This window comes from Acinetobacter lwoffii, from assembly GCF_024129855.1.
GTDB classification, from domain to species: domain Bacteria; phylum Pseudomonadota; class Gammaproteobacteria; order Pseudomonadales; family Moraxellaceae; genus Acinetobacter; species Acinetobacter lwoffii_L.
The window spans coordinates 80,828-98,404 of the sequence record NZ_JAMXXC010000008.1 but is presented as its reverse complement, the minus strand read 5'-3'; the positions used below and the strand labels follow the sequence as shown (position 1 = coordinate 98,404).

16 protein-coding genes, 1 tRNA gene and 5 pseudogenes are annotated in these 17,577 nt (G+C 42.7%); 14 read left to right on the top strand and 8 right to left on the bottom strand.

Annotation, left to right across the window (positions count from 1 at the left end; genetic code table 11):
• Positions 1-5 precede the first annotated feature (5 nt).
• From NI465_RS08570 to NI465_RS08560, 3 genes are all read left to right on the top strand, one after another.
• Positions 6-2,000 (top strand): transglutaminase TgpA family protein, encoded by a 1,995-nt coding sequence (locus NI465_RS08570; protein WP_253145012.1) that lies wholly within the window; start codon positions 6-8, stop codon positions 1,998-2,000.
• Between the two features lie 47 nt (positions 2,001-2,047).
• Positions 2,048-2,124: transfer RNA gene (locus NI465_RS08565), tRNA-Val, on the top strand.
• 76 nt (positions 2,125-2,200) lie between these two features.
• Positions 2,201-2,617 carry a hypothetical protein gene (locus tag NI465_RS08560; protein WP_228127478.1) on the top strand — a complete coding sequence of 139 codons (417 nt, stop codon included), beginning with the start codon at positions 2,201-2,203 and terminating at the stop codon, positions 2,615-2,617.
• 630 nt (positions 2,618-3,247) lie between these two features.
• Here NI465_RS08560 and NI465_RS08555 read toward each other — a convergent pair.
• The 3 genes and pseudogenes from NI465_RS08555 to NI465_RS08545 form a co-directional block, all read right to left on the bottom strand.
• Entirely contained in the window at positions 3,248-4,192 is a 945-nt protein-coding gene (locus tag NI465_RS08555; protein WP_004646556.1) for a sensor domain-containing diguanylate cyclase, read from the bottom strand.
• 859 nt (positions 4,193-5,051) lie between these two features.
• Positions 5,052-5,342: a hypothetical protein gene (locus NI465_RS08550; protein ID WP_004646557.1), complete on the bottom strand. Its 291-nt coding sequence runs from the start codon at positions 5,340-5,342 to the stop codon at positions 5,052-5,054.
• A gap of 81 nt (positions 5,343-5,423) precedes the next feature.
• Positions 5,424-5,665, bottom strand: a pseudogene (locus tag NI465_RS08545) (S24 family peptidase); the annotation flags it as partial.
• Positions 5,666-5,832: 167 nt separating this feature from the next.
• On the opposite strand from NI465_RS08545, the gene arsC reads away from it, so the two are divergent.
• The 6 genes from arsC (at position 5,833) to NI465_RS08515 (ending at position 10,235) form a co-directional block, all read left to right on the top strand.
• Entirely contained in the window at positions 5,833-6,267 is a 435-nt protein-coding gene (arsC, locus tag NI465_RS08540) for an arsenate reductase (glutaredoxin) (protein ID WP_004646558.1), read from the top strand.
• Between the two features lie 208 nt (positions 6,268-6,475).
• Positions 6,476-6,796 (top strand): metalloregulator ArsR/SmtB family transcription factor, encoded by a 321-nt coding sequence (locus NI465_RS08535; RefSeq protein ID WP_004646559.1) that lies wholly within the window; start codon positions 6,476-6,478, stop codon positions 6,794-6,796.
• A 6-nt stretch (positions 6,797-6,802) separates the two neighbouring features.
• Entirely contained in the window at positions 6,803-7,276 is a 474-nt protein-coding gene (locus NI465_RS08530) for an arsenate reductase ArsC (RefSeq protein WP_004646560.1), read from the top strand.
• 5 nt (positions 7,277-7,281) lie between these two features.
• Complete coding sequence (gene arsB / locus NI465_RS08525; RefSeq protein WP_071850369.1) at positions 7,282-8,322, top strand: ACR3 family arsenite efflux transporter; 1,041 nt, start codon at positions 7,282-7,284, stop codon at positions 8,320-8,322.
• A gap of 4 nt (positions 8,323-8,326) precedes the next feature.
• Positions 8,327-9,031 carry an arsenical resistance protein ArsH gene (arsH, locus tag NI465_RS08520; protein ID WP_004280163.1) on the top strand — a complete coding sequence of 235 codons (705 nt, stop codon included), beginning with the start codon at positions 8,327-8,329 and terminating at the stop codon, positions 9,029-9,031.
• 142 nt (positions 9,032-9,173) lie between these two features.
• Positions 9,174-10,235 (top strand): ArsO family NAD(P)H-dependent flavin-containing monooxygenase, encoded by a 1,062-nt coding sequence (locus NI465_RS08515; protein WP_253145011.1) that lies wholly within the window; start codon positions 9,174-9,176, stop codon positions 10,233-10,235.
• Between the two features lie 114 nt (positions 10,236-10,349).
• Here the strand turns inward: NI465_RS08515 and NI465_RS08510 are convergent, their stop codons facing one another.
• The 4 genes and pseudogenes from NI465_RS08510 to NI465_RS08495 all read right to left on the bottom strand — a co-directional run.
• Entirely contained in the window at positions 10,350-11,333 is a 984-nt protein-coding gene (locus NI465_RS08510) for a potassium channel family protein (RefSeq protein ID WP_004280160.1), read from the bottom strand.
• A 174-nt stretch (positions 11,334-11,507) separates the two neighbouring features.
• Positions 11,508-11,654: pseudogene (locus NI465_RS16840) on the bottom strand (IS5/IS1182 family transposase); the annotation flags it as partial.
• 283 nt (positions 11,655-11,937) lie between these two features.
• Positions 11,938-13,317 (bottom strand): annotated as a pseudogene (locus tag NI465_RS08500) (ATP-binding protein).
• Positions 13,310-13,414, bottom strand: a pseudogene (locus NI465_RS08495) (winged helix-turn-helix domain-containing protein); the annotation flags it as partial. The pseudogenes NI465_RS08500 and NI465_RS08495, both read right to left, overlap by 8 nt.
• Positions 13,415-13,416: 2 nt before the next feature.
• On the opposite strand from NI465_RS08495, the pseudogene NI465_RS08490 reads away from it, so the two are divergent.
• From NI465_RS08490 to dsbG, 3 genes and pseudogenes are all read left to right on the top strand, one after another.
• Positions 13,417-14,376: pseudogene (locus tag NI465_RS08490) on the top strand (cytochrome c biogenesis protein CcdA); the annotation flags it as partial.
• On the top strand, positions 14,373-15,221 hold the full coding sequence (locus NI465_RS08485) for a TlpA disulfide reductase family protein (RefSeq protein ID WP_071850365.1): 849 nt from the start codon (positions 14,373-14,375) through the stop codon (positions 15,219-15,221). The pseudogene NI465_RS08490 and the gene NI465_RS08485, both read left to right, overlap by 4 nt.
• A gap of 18 nt (positions 15,222-15,239) precedes the next feature.
• Entirely contained in the window at positions 15,240-15,980 is a 741-nt protein-coding gene (dsbG, locus tag NI465_RS08480) for a thiol:disulfide interchange protein DsbG (RefSeq protein WP_253145010.1), read from the top strand.
• 329 nt (positions 15,981-16,309) lie between these two features.
• Here the strand turns inward: dsbG and NI465_RS08475 are convergent, their stop codons facing one another.
• Positions 16,310-16,621 (bottom strand): ArsR/SmtB family transcription factor, encoded by a 312-nt coding sequence (locus NI465_RS08475; RefSeq protein ID WP_005107334.1) that lies wholly within the window; start codon positions 16,619-16,621, stop codon positions 16,310-16,312.
• A gap of 120 nt (positions 16,622-16,741) precedes the next feature.
• Here NI465_RS08475 and NI465_RS08470 point away from each other — a divergent pair, with 120 nt between their 5' ends.
• Both NI465_RS08470 and NI465_RS08465 read left to right on the top strand, forming a co-directional pair.
• Positions 16,742-17,158: a YeeE/YedE family protein gene (locus NI465_RS08470; protein ID WP_016659403.1), complete on the top strand. Its 417-nt coding sequence runs from the start codon at positions 16,742-16,744 to the stop codon at positions 17,156-17,158.
• Between the two features lies 1 nt (position 17,159).
• Positions 17,160-17,576 carry a DUF6691 family protein gene (locus NI465_RS08465; RefSeq protein WP_005404969.1) on the top strand — a complete coding sequence of 139 codons (417 nt, stop codon included), beginning with the start codon at positions 17,160-17,162 and terminating at the stop codon, positions 17,574-17,576.
• Position 17,577: the final 1 nt, after the last annotated feature.

Here is a 17,577-nt window from a genome sequence, read left to right as displayed (position 1 = left end):
AATTCATGATCAATGCAAAAATCCGTACCTCAATTGTGCTGACTTTGGGCCTGATTCTCATCGCCCAGATGGCATTTATTCCGGTTCTACTCAGTATTATTTTTGCCATTAGTATTGTGTGTATCTGGATTTTCCTGAAACGTCAGCAGCCATTTCCTAAAACGGGCACTTTCCTGCTGACGGCTTTGGCACTCGGCAGTATTTATTTGAGCCATCAGAGTTTTATTGGTGTTGAGGCTGGTGTAGCCGTTCTATCTACTTTTTTATTTGCCAAATCACTGGAAAGTAAAAATAAACGTGACCTGATTATTCTGTTTAATTTTGCCCTGTTTGTTGCTGCCAGTTCATTCCTATATAGCCAATCTTTTGGGATGGCGATCGTGATTGTGCTGTGTTTAATCAGCTGTCTGATTGGCATGTACCGGATTCAGACCAGTGAGTTTGAACAGGAGCAGACTACTCAGCGCGCAGCATTGCAACAGGATGCCAAGCATGTGGGCAAGTTTATCTTGTACGCCGTTCCATTTTTCATTTTGCTATTTATTTTCTTTCCGCGCTTGCCGCCACTTTGGCATATTCCCATTCCTGAAAATAAGGGCGTGACCGGCATTGGCGATAGTATGTCACCTGGGGATATTGCTGAATTATCCCAATCCAGTGCCCTTGCTTTCCGGATTATTGGTGATATCAGCAAGCTTCCGCCACGCTCAGAACTCTATTGGCGAGCCTTGGTGCTAGATGAATATGATGGGCAACGCTGGACCAGCAGTTTCGTCAATCAGCAGCCTTTAATGCGACAACCGATGGATACTTCACCCGTACCTACAGGCTGGAACTACCAATATCTGGCTGCGGATCCTTCGGTGTTCTGGATCATGGGGTTGGAAAAATCGATACCTGTGGAACGCCGTTATTATAACCGTCAGGATTTGAGCATTGTGCCGAGACGGCTCACGCAACGTGTTGAACCGATTTCGTTACAATGGATCGGAACGGGATATGACCCTCAGGCTTTGCCAACGCAATATATCGAAAGAACGAATACTCAGGTGCAGCGCCGACTTGACCCGAGAGCGCAACAATTAGCACAACGTCTATATGCGCAAAGTGCGGAAGATCCTCAGCGTTATGTGCAGCAAGTCTTGAACTGGTATCAGCAGAATAACTTTGTTTATACCTTGAAGCCGGGTCAATTGGGGCAAAACAGGATTGATGAATTCCTGTTTAATTCCCGGCAAGGCTTTTGTGAACACTATGCCTCGAGTTTCGTGATGCTGATGCGTTATGTCGGGATTCCTGCACGGGTCGTCACCGGCTATCAGGGTGGGGAGTTGGCACCAGATCGTATGAGCTGGGAAGTCCGACAAATGGATGCTCATGCCTGGACAGAAGTCTGGATTGACCAGAGATGGCAACGCTTTGATCCAACCGCGATGATCGCTCCACAGCGTATAGATGATGGCATGCAAAATCTGCTTTCTCAGGATGCATGGGTATCGGCAAATCAGTCGACCTGGAACTCGCAGCATAATCTATGGGTCACCAAACTACGCGTTTGGAGCGATTATGCCAGCTACCAATGGCAAAGTAAGGTGGTGGGTTATAATGCAGAATCACAACAAAACTGGTTATCAAAATTAGGCCTCGGTTCAGTTTATTCGAGTGTCATAATTTTACTGGGCAGTATTGCGCTATTGATTTTGGCCTATATCTTTAGAATTTATCTAAAAGCCCGACAGGCGCAACCCCCATTTGATTGTGCGATTCAACAGCTGAATCAATCTTTAGCTGACGATCTCAAAAAGCTGCCTGCTGAAACTTTTCATCACTGGATGCAGCGTTTATCCCAACAGGTTCAGGTTGAAAATCAAGCTATATTTATTCAAGCCATCCAGATCTTTGAAAAAAATCTTTATTCGGGAACCTCAATAACTGAGCAAGAATTGAAAAAATTCAAGGATTTGCTTAAAACTTGCGCGGATGTTTTAAAAACTAAATGAAAAGGCTTGTCTTAATGAGAAAAAATTTATAATATGCCAAGCATTCTAGGTGTATAGCTCAGTTGGTTAGAGCGCTACGTTGACATCGTAGAGGTCTCCAGTTCGAGTCTGGATATACCTACCAAGATTCTAAACGTTATGTTATAAGGGTTTTAAGCGAAAACAGTAGCTTAAAGCCTTTTTTTAATGCCTTGAGTAAAGTGAGCCGTTATCCGCACTATCTGCAAAACCCGTATTTTATGCAGTTATTGCCGTTAAATTTACGTCAAGTTTACGTCAAGAATTTTGGAAATTACGTCATGAAATTACCCAAGCCCAGAAAGCGCGGTTCGGCCTACTACATTGAACTAATGATCAATGGAAAACGTTCTTCAGCAACTCGTGATACCGCAAAAGAATGTGAGCAAGGGGTAGCTCAAAAGATGCTTGAAGCGAAGGTCAATCAGATGGCGGAAGACTTGAGCATAAAACAGTACTATCCCTTCAAAACACTTTTTCATAAATACTATGATAAGCATGGCCGTAAACTTCGCGGATCCAAATACGTCAAAGAACAATTAGCGCCGTTTGATGAAAAGTTTGGTGCACTGGCAGATATGTCTATTCATGACATTTAGCTTAAATATTTCAGCTCAAAGTTCCGCAAATTAATAAATTGATTGAAGTGCTGCACTTGCGTTGTACTCGGCTGGAATAGGCTGATCAGCTACAGGCAGATTCGCAGTGTAGGTTCAGTCAATTTTTTATCACGCACAGCGCTTGCTTCATGCTAGATGACATCTTCTAGGGTTTGCGCATCGTAAGATGTTGCTGATGCTGATATGCCTTAAAGAAGAAGGGTAAGAGCAGATAGATCTGTATAAATGTTTGGGCCTGCAGCATTTCGGCTTGTATGACTTTTTTACGTTGGTCACTACGGCGCTCGCTGGCGAACTTAAGGTTTTTTGGCATGGACTTTTATTATTTTTATAATCAGTCTTCATGATAAAAGTAAATTGTTGATCCTAACCGTTTGATCAAAAACCTGGGAATAAACTGCAGGATTTTTGTTGGAAAAGTCGCAATTTTGATAGGGCTAAGTGCAGAATTAAAACGGATTAAAGCTCTTAATGATATGAAAAATAATAGTTTTTATTTCAAAAAAATCTCTAGGGTTTTCGGTTATATTGAATTATTTCAATAGTACATCTTCAGATTGTAGATAAGGCCTTACCAGATACAAAGACTGCATCGGGTAAGTAGTTTAATTAATGGCTACTCGATTTGACCATAACTTTATTCTGATACATCTTTGCATCTGCTTCTTTGATAGCTTCAGCTAACCCAAAGGTTGGATTACGCATTGCAAAGCCAATTGCAGCACTAATTCCAACTTTTGTAAAAGTATTTTGAATTCTTGATGCAAGCTTCTTCGCATGCTCTAAGTTAGTTTCAATGGTCATCACAGCAAACTCATCACCTCCTAAGCGAGCGATAATATCATTACTACGTACCGTGTTTTTGAGAGCTAAAGCCATTCTTTGAATGAGCTCATCACCTGCAGCATGACCCAGAGTATCATTTGTGATCTTAAGATCATTAAGGTCTATCATAAGAATAGCAGTAGGGTGACCATAACGCTTACAGCGCTCTTCCTCTTTGATAATAAGCTCATCCCAAGCACGACGGTTGAAAAGTCCAGTCATTGGGTCGGACATTGCTTCTATTTCAAAACGCTCAGCTTTACGTATGTACTCAGCAGCTTTCATATCAGCTTGAATCGTATAACTGAGTACCTTTGCTATCAACTCGAATAATGGAGCATCTTCAACAAGAATTTTAGGTTGAGGTTCGGGATCAATTGCACATAGAGTGCCAAAAAGAGAGCCATCTTCTTTATACAGAGGTTGGCCGATATAGGCTTTAATTGAGACTAGGTGATTTATAGGTGCATCTGCGTAAACTTGAATATCAGGTGAATAGGGAGCAATACGAGGCATATTACTTTGTACCATGTGTGAGCAGAATGAGTCTGCCCAATGAAATACTTGTCCGGGCTTAACGTTATAGCCATTATCTTCACTCAATAATACAATCCAGTCGTCACCCTCAGTACGAGTAATCATCCACAATTTGAAGCCAAAGCGTTGAGATAAGAATTTTAAAATGGCTTGGCCAGCTTCTTCAAAGTTATTAAAGTTAATATTATTCATGAAGTGAACCTACTGCAACAGTAAGAATATATATGCGAAATACCCAATATATGAGTAATTCTTATAAACGGGAGCCTAAAATAGGTATTATATAGAAATGTGTGAAATTTATACTAAAAATAATACTTAAAGAAATTTATTTTTATAATGAAATTTAAAATTAGCCTGCGGTTAGAAATACCAAGATGTAATTTTCTTATTACTTATGAAAAAATGCAATCACTGCCATTATAGCTGCGATATTCATAAGTATTAGAAATATATAAAAAGTCATAATGAATCGAAGCTACCAAAAAATTTTCAAAATTATAGTTCTAAAGAAGCATTTTAAATGTATCTTAATTATTAACAACGAAAGGAAATTGTAAAGTCGAAAGGAAAAGTGTCTAACCCTTTATATTATAATAATATTTATATTAATTTAGTGATTTATCCAAATCATTCAACAGTTTATCTTCATTGTACGCATTGGGGGGGACAATCTTATAAGAGCTGGTATATAGTTTCCTTTAAATTTTTTGGGATAAGCTTCACATATAAGAAAAAATATAAAGTTTATTGTTATTTAACTTTGAATTATATAGAGAATCTTATAAAAGAGAACTCGTACATATCGGATTGTTTAATATGAACTTAGAAAAATAAGTGATTAAAATCATGTCATCGTTTCTAATAATTATAGGATTTATATGATGTTTTACAGGGATAATTTTTAGACCACATATTTCCCATAAAAAGGTCAAGAATTATATGGCTGCAAAAGCTGCTGGCTTCTTATGTATGTTACCAGGAGTATTTCTATTTTGTCTTAGATCTTATTTAACATAAATCCCCCCGCTAGGGGGACTCGATTCTAGTCTTAAAAAACTTCGTAATTACATACTTCTATTCTTGAAATAAAATCGAGAGGCATTGTCAGTCTCTCAGCTGTAATAGTTTCAAAATGAACCCAGATAGCAGCATCTCTATTCTCAAAACTAATACTTACAAGTTTAACTAAGTCGTAAGGTTCAACATTATGGGTCAAGATAATATTATAGAGGTGATCTGAGCGTACGTACGAAATAAGGATTTGATGGATAGTTAATTGCTCTTTACTGCTTAACTCACTGTAATTACTTAGTTCTGGTAAATCATTTTGAATATTCACTTCAATCCTTAACAATCTTAAATTTTCTGTAGAAAACGGCGATTTTATCAATTTAGACAACGCTGAATATATTGGCTTTTGTTAATTCTTTCTAAATCTTGTTCTCGCTCGATAAACATAGCGTATACAGTTAACTACCTGACCTACAAATATACATTGGTTGTTTAACTCAATAATATTTGGCTTGAACTCTGGACTTAGAGCCTGAAGATATCTTTTTCCATTTGTCTCAATAACTAATTTTTGAAAGTAGCATCATCACCGTAACGAACCATAATAATGTCATCAGATTGCATGTCTCCGTAATAAGCATCCGGATCAACTGGACTGCTCCCAGTATCCTAGACATAAGACAGCCTCATTTTAAAACTGTTTCCAATGGTTTTGGAGTCCCCATCTCAGATTGTATTCATAAAGCACATATATTTTATATTGCGAATATGCGTATATTCATATATAAAGCTATGATTCGTCGATAAGAGGGAAGCTCATGAATCAAATGCCAAAAGTCCAAATTTATCATAACCCGGCCTGTGGCACCTCACGCAATACGCTGGCGTTAATTCGCAATGCGGGAATTGAGCCGGAAGTGATCGAATATCTGCTTACGCCACCCTCGAAAGATCAGCTGGTCAACATGATTCGGGATGCCGGTTTGACGGTTCGTGAAGTGCTCCGTAAAAATGTCGATCCCTACACCGAGCTGAATCTGGATGATGCCGGCTGGAGCGATGAGAAACTGCTGGATGCCATGCTGCAACATCCGATCCTGATCAATCGCCCGTTGGTGGTTACCGAGTTTGGAACCCGATTATGCCGTCCATCGGAAGTGGTACTGGATATTCTGCCTTTGCCACAATTAAAAGCCTTTGCCAAAGAAGACGGTGAAATCATCGTGGATGAACAGGGCAATCGGGTAAAATAAAGTGTCCCCCCATGCGAAAAAGCTTCAACTTGATTGGAGCTTTTTTATCTGAAAAACACATTGACGATGATCTATATCGGAAAAAGCGGGAAATTGTTCAAGCGAGCGCTTTCTGGTAGGCATATTCTGATCTGGATATCATTTTTGACAGGTCATCTTTACCATATATATGGATATGTGTATATTTGCATAAAAAATGGGAGCAATTATGGACCACGTTCAGTTTTTTAAATGTTTATCTGATGAAACACGTCTCAGTATTGTCCTGCTAATTGCACAAAACAAAGAGCAATGCGTCTGTGATCTGACCGATAAACTGCAGTTAAGCCAGCCGAAAATTTCACGTCATCTGGCCTTGTTACGTTCTTGTGGTTTACTCAACGATCGCCGGCAAAGCCAGTGGGTGTACTACAGCATTAATCAGCAATTGCCGGCCTGGTGTTTTGAAATTCTGGACGTGCTAAAAGCTAGTGAGGTTCCGGTTTTATTTGATTCTTCCGCTCTATCGATTCAGAGCCATTGCGAGTAAGTTTTCATGAAATTTTTGTTTTTATGTACGGGGAACAGTTGCCGCAGCATTCTCTCTGAAGTGTTGTTCAATAGCCGTGCGCCAGAAGGCTGGGTCGCTTACAGTGCCGGCAGCAAACCTTCCGGTCAGGTGCATCCCTTGACGCTTGAAACCCTGCACAATCTGGGCTTGTCGACTGAAGGCTTATCCAGCAAAAGCATTGATGCCTGTGAACAGTATCAGCTAGACGTGGTGATTACCGTCTGTGATGCGGCAGCACAGGAAGCGTGTCCTCTTTATCTTGGCGGAGCGATCAAGGCGCACTGGGGCCTGTCTGATCCGTCCCATTTAGAGGTGGATAAAGAAGAAAAAATGAAAGCCTTTATGAGCACTGTTGAACATATCAATCGTCGCCTGGATGCTTTGTTTAAACTTAACGTAAATGAGCTTTCTCGCTCGCAATTGATTGCAGCGATTAATCAAATTTCGAATGTTGAGTAAGTCACATGTCTGAAAAACGCATGTCCTTTTTAGATCGCAACCTGACGCTCTGGATTTTTATTGCCATGGCGTTAGGCATCGCCATAGGAAACTTTTTTCCTCAAGCATCGGTTGCTCTGGATCAATTCAGTATTAATTCAGTCAATATTCCAATCGCGATTGGTCTGATTCTGATGATGTATCCACCCCTGGCAAAAGTGGATTATGCGACCTTGCCGCAAGTGTTTAAGGATAAGAAAACCCTGACGCTATCTTTAATTCAAAACTGGTTGATTGCTCCGGTACTGATGTTTGCGTTGGCTGTGATTTCTTTGCATAGCTATCCAGAGTATATGACAGGCGTGATCCTGATTGGTTTAGCTCGATGTATCGCCATGGTACTGGTGTGGAATGGTCTGGCCTGTGGTGATAACCAATATGTTGCAGCATTGGTGGCGTTTAACAGTATTTTCCAGATTTTATTCTTCAGTACCTATGCCTGGTTATTCCTGACCTTCCTTCCGCCATATTTTGGTATTGAAGCTCAAGTGATCAATCTTAGCTTCTGGACCATTACCCATGCTGTTCTGGTTTATCTTGGAATTCCGTTCTTATTGGGTTTCTTAACGCGCTTAATTTTGGTGAAACAAAAAGGCGTAGAATGGTATCAAAACAAGTTCATTCCAAAAATCAGCCCGCTAAGTTTGATGGCTTTGCTGTTTACGATTTTGGCGATGTTTAGCTTGAAAGGGGGTGATGTCGTGAGTCTTCCACTGGAAGTTTTACGCATCGCGATTCCTTTAATCATTTACTTTGTGGCCATGTTCTTTATTAGCTTCTTTATGAGTAAATGGATGGGCAATGATTATCCAAAAACTGCTGCAATCTCATTTACTGCGGCTGGAAATAATTTTGAATTATCACTTGCAGTCGCTATTGCAACTTTTGGTATTGCTTCGCCGGTTGCTTTTACCACGATTATTGGGCCATTGGTTGAAGTACCTGTATTAATTGCTTTAGTGAGTGTTTCACTGTGGCTAAGAAAGAAATATTTTAAAGAGGCTTGAGATGATGAACCTGCCTAACGTAGATCCAAATCTTATTGAACAACCCACCTTTGAAAAAGTCCAAGCCAAAGAACTAGCTCATCCTCCTCGGATTTTGCTGCTCTATGGTTCTAATCGGGAACGTTCTTACAGTCGCCTTGCAGTTCTTGAAGCTGGTCGAATCCTTGAATATTTTGGGGCAGAAGTAAAAATCTTCCATCCCAAAGGACTGCCTTTACCGGAAGATGCTGATACTGAACATCCAAAAGTAAAAGAACTGCATGAGCTTCTGGCATGGGCTGAAGGTATGGTGTGGTGTTCACCGGAACGCCATGGTTCTATGAGTTCCATCTTTAAATCCCAGATTGACTGGATTCCTCTGGCAGGGGGTGCAATTCGTGCCACTCAAGGAAAAACCCTTGCCTTGATGCAAGTCAGTGGGGGATCACAGTCCTTTAACAGCCTGAACCAGATGCGTGTTTTGGGGCGTTGGATGCGGATGATCACGATTCCAAATCAGTCTTCAATTCCAAAAGCATTCCTGGAATTTGAAGAAGATGGACGAATGAAGCCATCAGCATTCTATGACCGGATTGTAGATGTGATGGAAGAACTGTATAAATTTACCTTGCTGACCCGTGGGCAAAGTGCTTATTTGACCAACCGTTATTCAGAACGTAAGGAATCGGCTGAAGAGCTTTCCAAACGGGTAAATCAGCGTAGTTTATAAATTTTAGGTGATCAGAGAGACTGAAAAGTATCTTGAGCAATGGAAAGGCTAATTTAAACGCTTGAAAATTTTATGAAATACGCCCAGTCTGATAAGCAGGCTGGGTTTTTATTTGATGACAATAAAGAAGGGGGGAAATATTTTGGCTCAATCACAAGCTGAAGTTGATGTGATCATCATCGGTGGTGGACAGGCCGGTTTGTCCATGGCTTATTTCTTAAAGCGCAAGAACATTCCGTTTATCATCCTGGATGATCAGCCTCAGCCTGGAGGTGCCTGGCAGCATGCCTGGGAGTCCTTGCGCCTTTTCTCCCCGAATAGCTGGAGCTCCCTGTCAGGCTGGATGATGCCGGCGACCGAACAGACCTATCCGACCCGCAATGAGGTGATCGATTATTTGACCGCCTATGAGCAGCGCTATCACTTTCCTGTAGTTCGTCCGGTGCGTGTGGAACGCGTGGAAAGTAAGGGCCAGTATTTAGAGGTTTATGCCGGGGAACAATCCTGGAAAGCCAAAGCGGTGGTAAGCGCTACAGGGACATGGAGCCAACCATTTATTCCCGAGTATGCCGGCCGTGAGCATTTTCAGGGCGTACAACTGCATTCCGCAGATTATAAAAATGCTGAGTTATTTAAAACCAAGAAAGTCATGGTGGTGGGTGGCGGTAACTCTGGTGCACAAATCTTGGCAGAAGTATCTCAGGTGGCCGAAACGCTTTGGATCACCCAGACACCGCCGCAGTTTCTGGCAGATGATGTCGATGGCCGTGTCCTGTTCTTAAGGGCGACTGAGCGCCTGAAAGCCCAGCAGGAAGGTAGAAAGATTGAGCAGCCCATTGGGGGGTTGGGTGATATTGTCATGATTGATTCAGTTAAAGATGCACGTGAGCGAGGCATTTTGCAGAGCAGGCGTCCATTTTCAGCTTTTACAGAACATGGCGTGATTTGGGAAGATGGCAGCACAGCGCATGTGGATGTGGTGATCTGGTGTACAGGATTTAAGGCGGCGCTGAATCACCTCAGCAGCCTCGGAATTATCCAGCCGGACCAGACCATTGCGGTTCAGAATGGCCGCTCTATTCAGGTACCAAATTTATGGCTGGTGGGCTATGGAGAATGGACCGGTGCTGCTTCGGCCACGCTGGTCGGGGTTTCCCGGACAGCTCGGGCAGTAGCGGAAGACATCGCTGCATTTTTGGCCTGAGAGGATTTGATCCTGATTCAGTCGAGTGGATTGAGTGAATAGTATCTGTCTGCAACGAGCGTCATACCCGATGGTCTGATGCTCGTGATGATACGCTTGCATTGACGTTCGAATTTAATCAGGTAACTTATGCCCACAATGTGGACAGAAGAAATATTTGTTTTTTTCCTGCTCGAGTTGTTCTTTCTTACGCTCATGAATAAGTTCTAACAGGATATCCTGCATTTGTTCTTTGCTCAGTCCGACTTCTTTACGTAAAATTTCAATTTTTTCTTGATCTTCAATTAAGTCAATTTCTGCATCATCGAGCAGTTCACGAAATCTTAATTCCAGTTTGTGCTTGCGCTGTCTCAGCTCATTGGCCAGACCATTTGCCAGAATACCCGCAGGAAGCGCTGCCAGACCCACCCCTAAAATAGTAATTAAAGCCCCTAGAAAGCGGCCTAAGGGGGTGATTGGTGTCACATCGCCATAGCCGACCGTGGTCAGTGTCACCACTGCCCACCACATGGATGCAGGGATGGAGCTAAAGACTTCTGGTTGAGCCTTATTTTCAACCACATATACTCCAGCCGCCGCGATGATGATCATGATCAGCAGGATAAAAATAACCGCCTGAAATGAGCCCTTTTCGCGCTTGATCACCCGCAATAAAATCTGCAGGGAGACGAAATAACGGGTTAATTTGAGTAATCTGAACAATCGAAGGATTCGCAGGAAGCGTAAATCGAGATGCACAAAGAAGTTAATATAGGCCGGGAGAATCGCCAACAGGTCAATGATGGCACCGCCACTACGGATCCATAACCATCGGTTTTTCCATGCACCTTCAAAGGGGTCTTTTTCCGCAATGGCCCAAAATCTTAATAAATATTCCAGGGTAAAAATAAAGATCGAGAATAATTCAAAGGCATCAAACAGCAGCTGATAGGATTGATAGAGGTCATTGATTGATTCAAGTAAAACGGCAGCAGTATTCCCAATAATCAATATAATCAGAAATATATTGATGACGCGACTTAAGATGCTTTCGTGTTCTTCATTATGCAAATTGTCATAAATAAATCTGCGAAGCTTATACCAGGCCTTGAATTCCATAACAGTGCATTACGGTGCGATAAGATGCTTTGAGTTTAGCGCAAGCCCGGCCATCGAAAGGAAATTTTTAAAAAATTAATCAGAACTGTGGGGTGGTGATTATCCTGGATTTTTAGGGCTAAAGCGAGTGTGCACGACTCTAAAATCCCCAAAGCATTCTGGTAAATCTCACTACGGAATACTTGAACGATACCGATACAATACTGCTTCAACAAATACCCTGTTGTCTTTGGCAGTTACTCAAACAGTACTTGCTCGTCCGGGCAACAGATCCTTAATCTGTTCCCACTGATCATCTCTTAATGCATAGCGTTTAGTCATGAAAAAATAATGAGGACAGATTAGATTTTTTTAAGCTAATTGGTGACAGGCCTAGTTGCATCAAGTGATCTTTTTTCTCTGGCATTTTTGTTTTCATAGAGGGGTCTTATTATTTTTATACCTGTTTCTATGCTAAAAATTAAAAGTGCGTTGTGATCGCCTGATCATAAACTTGAGAATACAGAGAAGGTTTTTGTTGAAGAAAAAGTTATTTGTATAAACAAAGGAAGTGATTTGAATTGGTGATATCTTTATTGGATGTTGAAAAGTAAGAATTTTTATTTCAAAAAATCTCTAGGGTTTTCGATTGTATTGAATTGATTTCAATGCGAAGCCCATAGGGCTGTCGGGCATTGAAAGAGAGCTGATAGCCATACTGTTTTAACAGGTTAGCGGTCAATGCCAGTCCTAAACCATGGCCGTGCTGCTGAGCAGATTTGCGCCAGAAGCGTTGTCCTAAATGTTGGATATCCTGTGCTGTCAGTTGCTGTCCATCATCTTCAATCACTAGGCAACCAGACTGCATGGAAATCCAGATATGGGCAGCCTGTGCATGCAGCAGGGCATTTTCAAGCAGATTTTTCAGTACGGTATACAGCACAAATTCAGGCAGCTGAATTTCGCCCAAGTTGTCCCAGTTTACTTGTATTTTTTTGTTCATTTCTGGATAGCGTGTACCTAAGTCTGCAAGAACTTTCTCAAGTGTGGGGCGAAGCCAGATGGCCTCAGGCATTGCCTGGATACTGTTTTCTGATTGGGTCAGCAATAAAAGCTGCTCGAGTAACAGCGTATAACGCCGGATACTCTCATTGGCCTGCTGCAAATTATGCTGAATGGATTCAGGCAGGTGCTACTGCTGACCGATCAGCTGGGCCAGTTGTACATGGGTTTTAATTGCAGTCAGGGGACTGCGTAATTCATGTGCAGCATAGGCACTAAAGGCTTTCTCCTGTTGCAGACTGTCATTGAGTTTTTGAATCAACTGCGTGGAATTGTTGACAAAAGGCTGTACTTCTTGGGGAATACTTGCAGGCTTGAGCTGCATTAAAAAATCTGCCACCTCTGAATAGCTAAGGTTTTTCTGGTTCAGGTATTGACTGAGCTGATCCAAAGACCGGAACTGTCTGCGGATAATAAAGATGTTCAGGGCAATACAGATCAGCAGTGAGAAGACCAAGGGAATCAGTACGGACTGCAGAATCTGCTGTAGTAAGGTATCCCTCAAGAACATACGTTCTGCTGCCACCACCTGAATATCGCCACGACGCAGAACATAACTGCGCCATTCCGTATCACCCTGCTGCCAGGTGCTGAATCCTTCTGGTCGCTGGCTTAAATTTTGGGGGGCACCGCGTGTTTTGGCAATCACCTGATTACCTAACGAGATGTCAGAGCTAAAAAGAGAAACTTCACAGGCAATTAACTGGTTTGCATCATCATTCTTGGCTAATTTGGATAAGGTTGCATCCCCTAGACTATCCAGCGGTAACTGCTGAATCAGCCGGGCAACCATTTGTGCAGATGCCGATAAGCGTTGATCCAGTGTGTCTTGTAAACGCTGTTTCAGGTCAATATACAGCCATGAAAATACTGCACTCCACAGCACAATAAACACGGCCAAAAGACTCATGACCAAACGCCATTTCAAGCTGTGACTAAACATGACGCTGCTCAAACGGTTTAAAAATATATCCCACACCACGAATGGTCTGAATTAAATCTGGATGCAGTTTTTGTCTCAGGTGATAAATCTGTACATTCTTTGTTTGTTTTGTTCGCATTTAATCTGTTTGGAGCATTTCAGCTGTCCTTACCTAAAGGCATGTTACAGCGTCTGGATCAATGGCAGCAAAAGCAGAAGGGTGGCACGCTGATTGGTGCCGGTCTTATGGGCATGATCGCTGCACTGATTGTCGGGCCATGTATGAGTGCGCCGTTGGCCGGTGCCTTAATCTATGTGTCTCAGCTCAATCAACCGATGCTGGGAGCTAGTTATCTGTTCGTCTTAGGCCTTGGGCTGGGCTTGCCGCTATTTATTGCTGCCGTATTTGGGTCCCATCTTTTACCCAAACCTGGCATCTGGATGGATCGCCTGAAGTTTAGTTTTGGCTTTGTCATGTTGGCTCTGGCCTTGTATTTCGCCCCTCCATTATTGCCCGGCATTTTATACCTGGGCCTTTTGGGTGTGGTACTGATCACCTGTTCAGGCTACTTCTTGTTCAAGATGCTGCCTCATGTGCATCGGTCTGTATCGAAAATAGTCCTGATGCTGCTCAGTGGTTTACTGGTCTATGCAGGAGGCATGCAGCTCTATCATGTCTGGAGTCAGGTACAGGTCGCCCATGTGAAATCACGGCTTGAATGGCAGAGAGTCAGTACAGCCGCACAATTGCAACAGGTTTTAGCCAAACATCCTGCACAGCCGGTGGTGATTGATGTCTATGCAGACTGGTGTGTGGCCTGTCAACCGATTGAAAAGGAAGTGATTCCACGTAGTGATGTCCAAGCGGCTTTACAAAATGTGGTTCGTATCAAATTAGACCTGACCCACTATCATCCAAGTCAGGATGAGCTGCTAAAAGAATGGCAAATCCTCGGTCCGCCCACCTTTATATTTTTAAATGCCGCACATCAGGAACAGCGCGAGTTGCGCTTGACAGGAACTTTTAGCGCAACACATTTGCTCGGTAAATTGCAGCAACTGCAAGGGGAACAACCATGATGATTTCAAGTGATGCGCTACATCTGGGACCTTTGATGTTGCCCTGGACACTCATAATTGTTGCCACTGGCTTGATGCTGTTATCTGCTGTTTTGTTTGGATTAGCCAGAAAGTATTCATGGTCTAAACAACTGCTTGGACAAAGTCAGGATTTGCTCTGGAGCAGTTTTTTGCTGGGGATGCTGGGTGCACGTCTTGTTTTCGTTCTGCTCAATGCCGAGCTGTATTTTGCAGCACCCATCGACATACTGAAAATCCAGGACAAAGGTTTCCATTTATGGGGAGGGGTGCTGATTGGTGCTTTGTGGTATGTCATTCGAAACAGACAGTTGCAGACCCGATTCAAAGCCATCTTGTTGATCATCTTTGTACTCTGGATCGGGCTTGGACTCGCGTTCAAATCCAGTCTAAAAACTGAAGCAGCGTTTCCTGATCTAGCCTTTGCTGGACTAGAACAGGAGCGTCTGGGTACAGACAAGATTCCACTCAGCCAATTCGTTGGCCAGCCCACGGTAATTAATTTGTGGGCGAGCTGGTGTCCGCCGTGTCACCGCGAAATGCCGGTGTTGGCCAAAGCAGCCAAGCAGCATCCTCAAGTGAATTTTGTCATGCTGAATCAGGGTGAGGAGGTAGCCACCGTAAATGCCTATTTAAGAAAACATCAGTTTCAATTTAAACATGTCCTGCTGGACCCATATGGTGAACTACCACAGCAGCTGAATAGTTTTGGTCTGCCAACGACGCTGTTTTTTAATGCTCAAGGCCAGCTGGTCGAGCGGCATATGGGGGAACTCAGTCCGGCTATGTTGCAGCAATATTTAAATAGAATTTCAGATCAACCTTAAAAAATGGAAGGACTCAGTATGAACAAAATTTACCAGGTGCTTGGTGCAGGCATGTTCCTGATCATGAGCATGCACACGCAGGCAAATATTAAACAGAATATTGAAAAACAGGGTTTTGTGTTTGTAAAACAGATTCCGGCACCACAAGGAATGACCGGCTGGGTGGGGCATGAAGACCAGTACTCCAATACGGTATTTATCTCCAATGATGATAAATACTATATCAAGGGCGAACTGTTTGATGCACAAGGGAAAAGCCTTTCCAATGAGCAGATTGAAAAGCATATGAAAAAAGCGGTATTGGACGATGTATGGAAAACCCTGGAAAAATCGACCTGGATCCAGGATGGCAAGCCAGATGCACCACGGGTGGTTTATGTCTTTTCCGATCCGAATTGCCCATATTGCTATAAATTCTGGCAAGCGGCTCGGCCTTGGGTCGAATCAGGCAAGGTACAGTTGCGTCATATTCAGGTCGGTGTGATCCGTGAAGAAAGCCGTGGCCAGGTGGCCACATTGTTAATGTCGAAAAATCCAGCAGCAGTTTTTAATGATATAAACAAGAATAAAGGCAAAAAGCAGCTCAAGAAAATGGAAAAGATTCCTGCCGAAATTGCTGCAAAAATTGATGCCAACCAGGCCCTAATGGGGAAATACGGCTTTTTCTCCACACCGTCGATGGCCTGGAAAAATAATCAGGGTGAATTTAAATCCACTCAAGGCCTGGCGATGGACGTCAAGGAAATTTTTGAACAATAAGATTGGATGAGATATGTCAACTTTGGATCATCCACGGATACTGTTTGCTTTGGAATGAACCGCTCTGGCATGAAACCGGAGTGGTCTGACATTAATTGCATTGGGTTTGTGATTAAAAAAACCAACCGGCTATTGTAATTAGTCGATCATCAACGTTATGCATAAAAAATAGCCTATGCACAGTGGATGGGGATTGCGGTGATTGTGTTTACATGTTGGTCAATATGGCCTCAATCCTACAATATCGATGGGGGATTGGCATCCCTACGACCGGCGGAGTTTATCAATGGTTATTATACCCAGCATCCTGTATGGCCGTACTAAGCGGATTAATTCGCACAATACAGCTCGTACAGTTTTTGCATCAGGCTCAAGACCTTGGGATCACTCAGACGATAGAAAATCTGTTTACCCTCACGTCGGGTGCTGACCATGTCACCCTTACGTAGCACAGTCAGCTGTTGTGAAAGTGTGGGTTGATGAATGTCGGTAGATTCTTCAATTTCCTGAACATTCATTTCCCCATCGACCAGGACACATAAGATTTTCAGACGATCAGGATTGGCCAAAACTTTTAGGCATTGGCTGACGAAATCGACTTGAGAAAAATCAATTTTGGCATTTTCAGCAATCATATCCATAAATGTCCTCACAACTTTTGATGTAGCCCATGCAGTTTACATAATTTACCATAAAACTGCTTGATTAATATTTTTTATTATATAATATAAAAAAGTATATTGTATAGGGATTAATTCATCATGCATGACTTCCTCATCGCATTTATTGGCGGCTTAATGCTCGGGCTTTCCGTGGTTGGCTATCTTTACGTCAATGGCCGTATTGCAGGGATCAGTGGTTTGATTGGGCAAGTCTTAAACTCAAAAACCATGTTTAAAACACCTGCAATCTGGTTTTTATTAGGTTTGATCCTCACACCGTTTATTTATGGTCTGTTTGTACAACCTGAAATCGAATTGAATGCCAGCCCACTGATGATGATTGTGGCAGGTCTGCTGGTGGGCTTTGGGACACGTCTGGGTTCGGGCTGTACCAGTGGTCACGGAATTTGTGGCATCAGTCGCCTGTCTAAGCGTTCTATCATCGCGACCATGACTTTCATGTTTGCAGGTTTTGTCGCTGTTTATATTATCCGTCATATCACAGGAGCATTCTAAAATGAAAAATGTGTTTGCCTTTTTATTTGGTGCGCTGTTCTCTGTGGGGCTGATGGTATCGGGCATGTCCAATCCGGAAAAAGTACTCGATTTCCTGGATCTGTTTGGCGATTGGGATGCCAGTCTGGCGTTTGTCATGATGGGCGCGATTGCTGTGGCCTTTATTCCCTTCCAGAAAGCATTACGTACGGCGCAACCAAAAACAGTTTTTAATGAACCTATTGATTTACCTAAAAATAATCAGATAGATAAAAAACTGATCACGGGTGCGGTTTTATTTGGTGCAGGTTGGGGCATTGCCGGCATCTGTCCGGCACCAAGTTTCACCTTGATCGGTTTAGGCCACTATCAAGTGCTCTATTTTATTGTAGCAATGCTGGTGGGTGTATGGATTCACCGTAAATGGTCAGGAGCTTAAC

Coding starts and splice junctions, on each gene's coding strand:
- NI465_RS08570 (WP_253145012.1), top strand. CDS start 6: ATGATCAATGCAAAAATCCGTACCTCAATTGTGCTGACTTTGGGCCTG.
- NI465_RS08555 (WP_004646556.1), bottom strand. CDS start 4,192: ATGAATAATATTAACTTTAATAACTTTGAAGAAGCTGGCCAAGCCATT.
- arsC (WP_004646558.1), top strand. CDS start 5,833: ATGAATCAAATGCCAAAAGTCCAAATTTATCATAACCCGGCCTGTGGC.
- NI465_RS08535 (WP_004646559.1), top strand. CDS start 6,476: ATGGACCACGTTCAGTTTTTTAAATGTTTATCTGATGAAACACGTCTC.
- NI465_RS08530 (WP_004646560.1), top strand. CDS start 6,803: ATGAAATTTTTGTTTTTATGTACGGGGAACAGTTGCCGCAGCATTCTC.
- arsB (WP_071850369.1), top strand. CDS start 7,282: ATGTCTGAAAAACGCATGTCCTTTTTAGATCGCAACCTGACGCTCTGG.
- arsH (WP_004280163.1), top strand. CDS start 8,327: ATGAACCTGCCTAACGTAGATCCAAATCTTATTGAACAACCCACCTTT.
- NI465_RS08510 (WP_004280160.1), bottom strand. CDS start 11,333: ATGGAATTCAAGGCCTGGTATAAGCTTCGCAGATTTATTTATGACAAT.
- NI465_RS08485 (WP_071850365.1), top strand. CDS start 14,373: ATGATGATTTCAAGTGATGCGCTACATCTGGGACCTTTGATGTTGCCC.
- dsbG (WP_253145010.1), top strand. CDS start 15,240: ATGAACAAAATTTACCAGGTGCTTGGTGCAGGCATGTTCCTGATCATG.
- NI465_RS08475 (WP_005107334.1), bottom strand. CDS start 16,621: ATGGATATGATTGCTGAAAATGCCAAAATTGATTTTTCTCAAGTCGAT.
- NI465_RS08470 (WP_016659403.1), top strand. CDS start 16,742: ATGCATGACTTCCTCATCGCATTTATTGGCGGCTTAATGCTCGGGCTT.
- NI465_RS08465 (WP_005404969.1), top strand. CDS start 17,160: ATGAAAAATGTGTTTGCCTTTTTATTTGGTGCGCTGTTCTCTGTGGGG.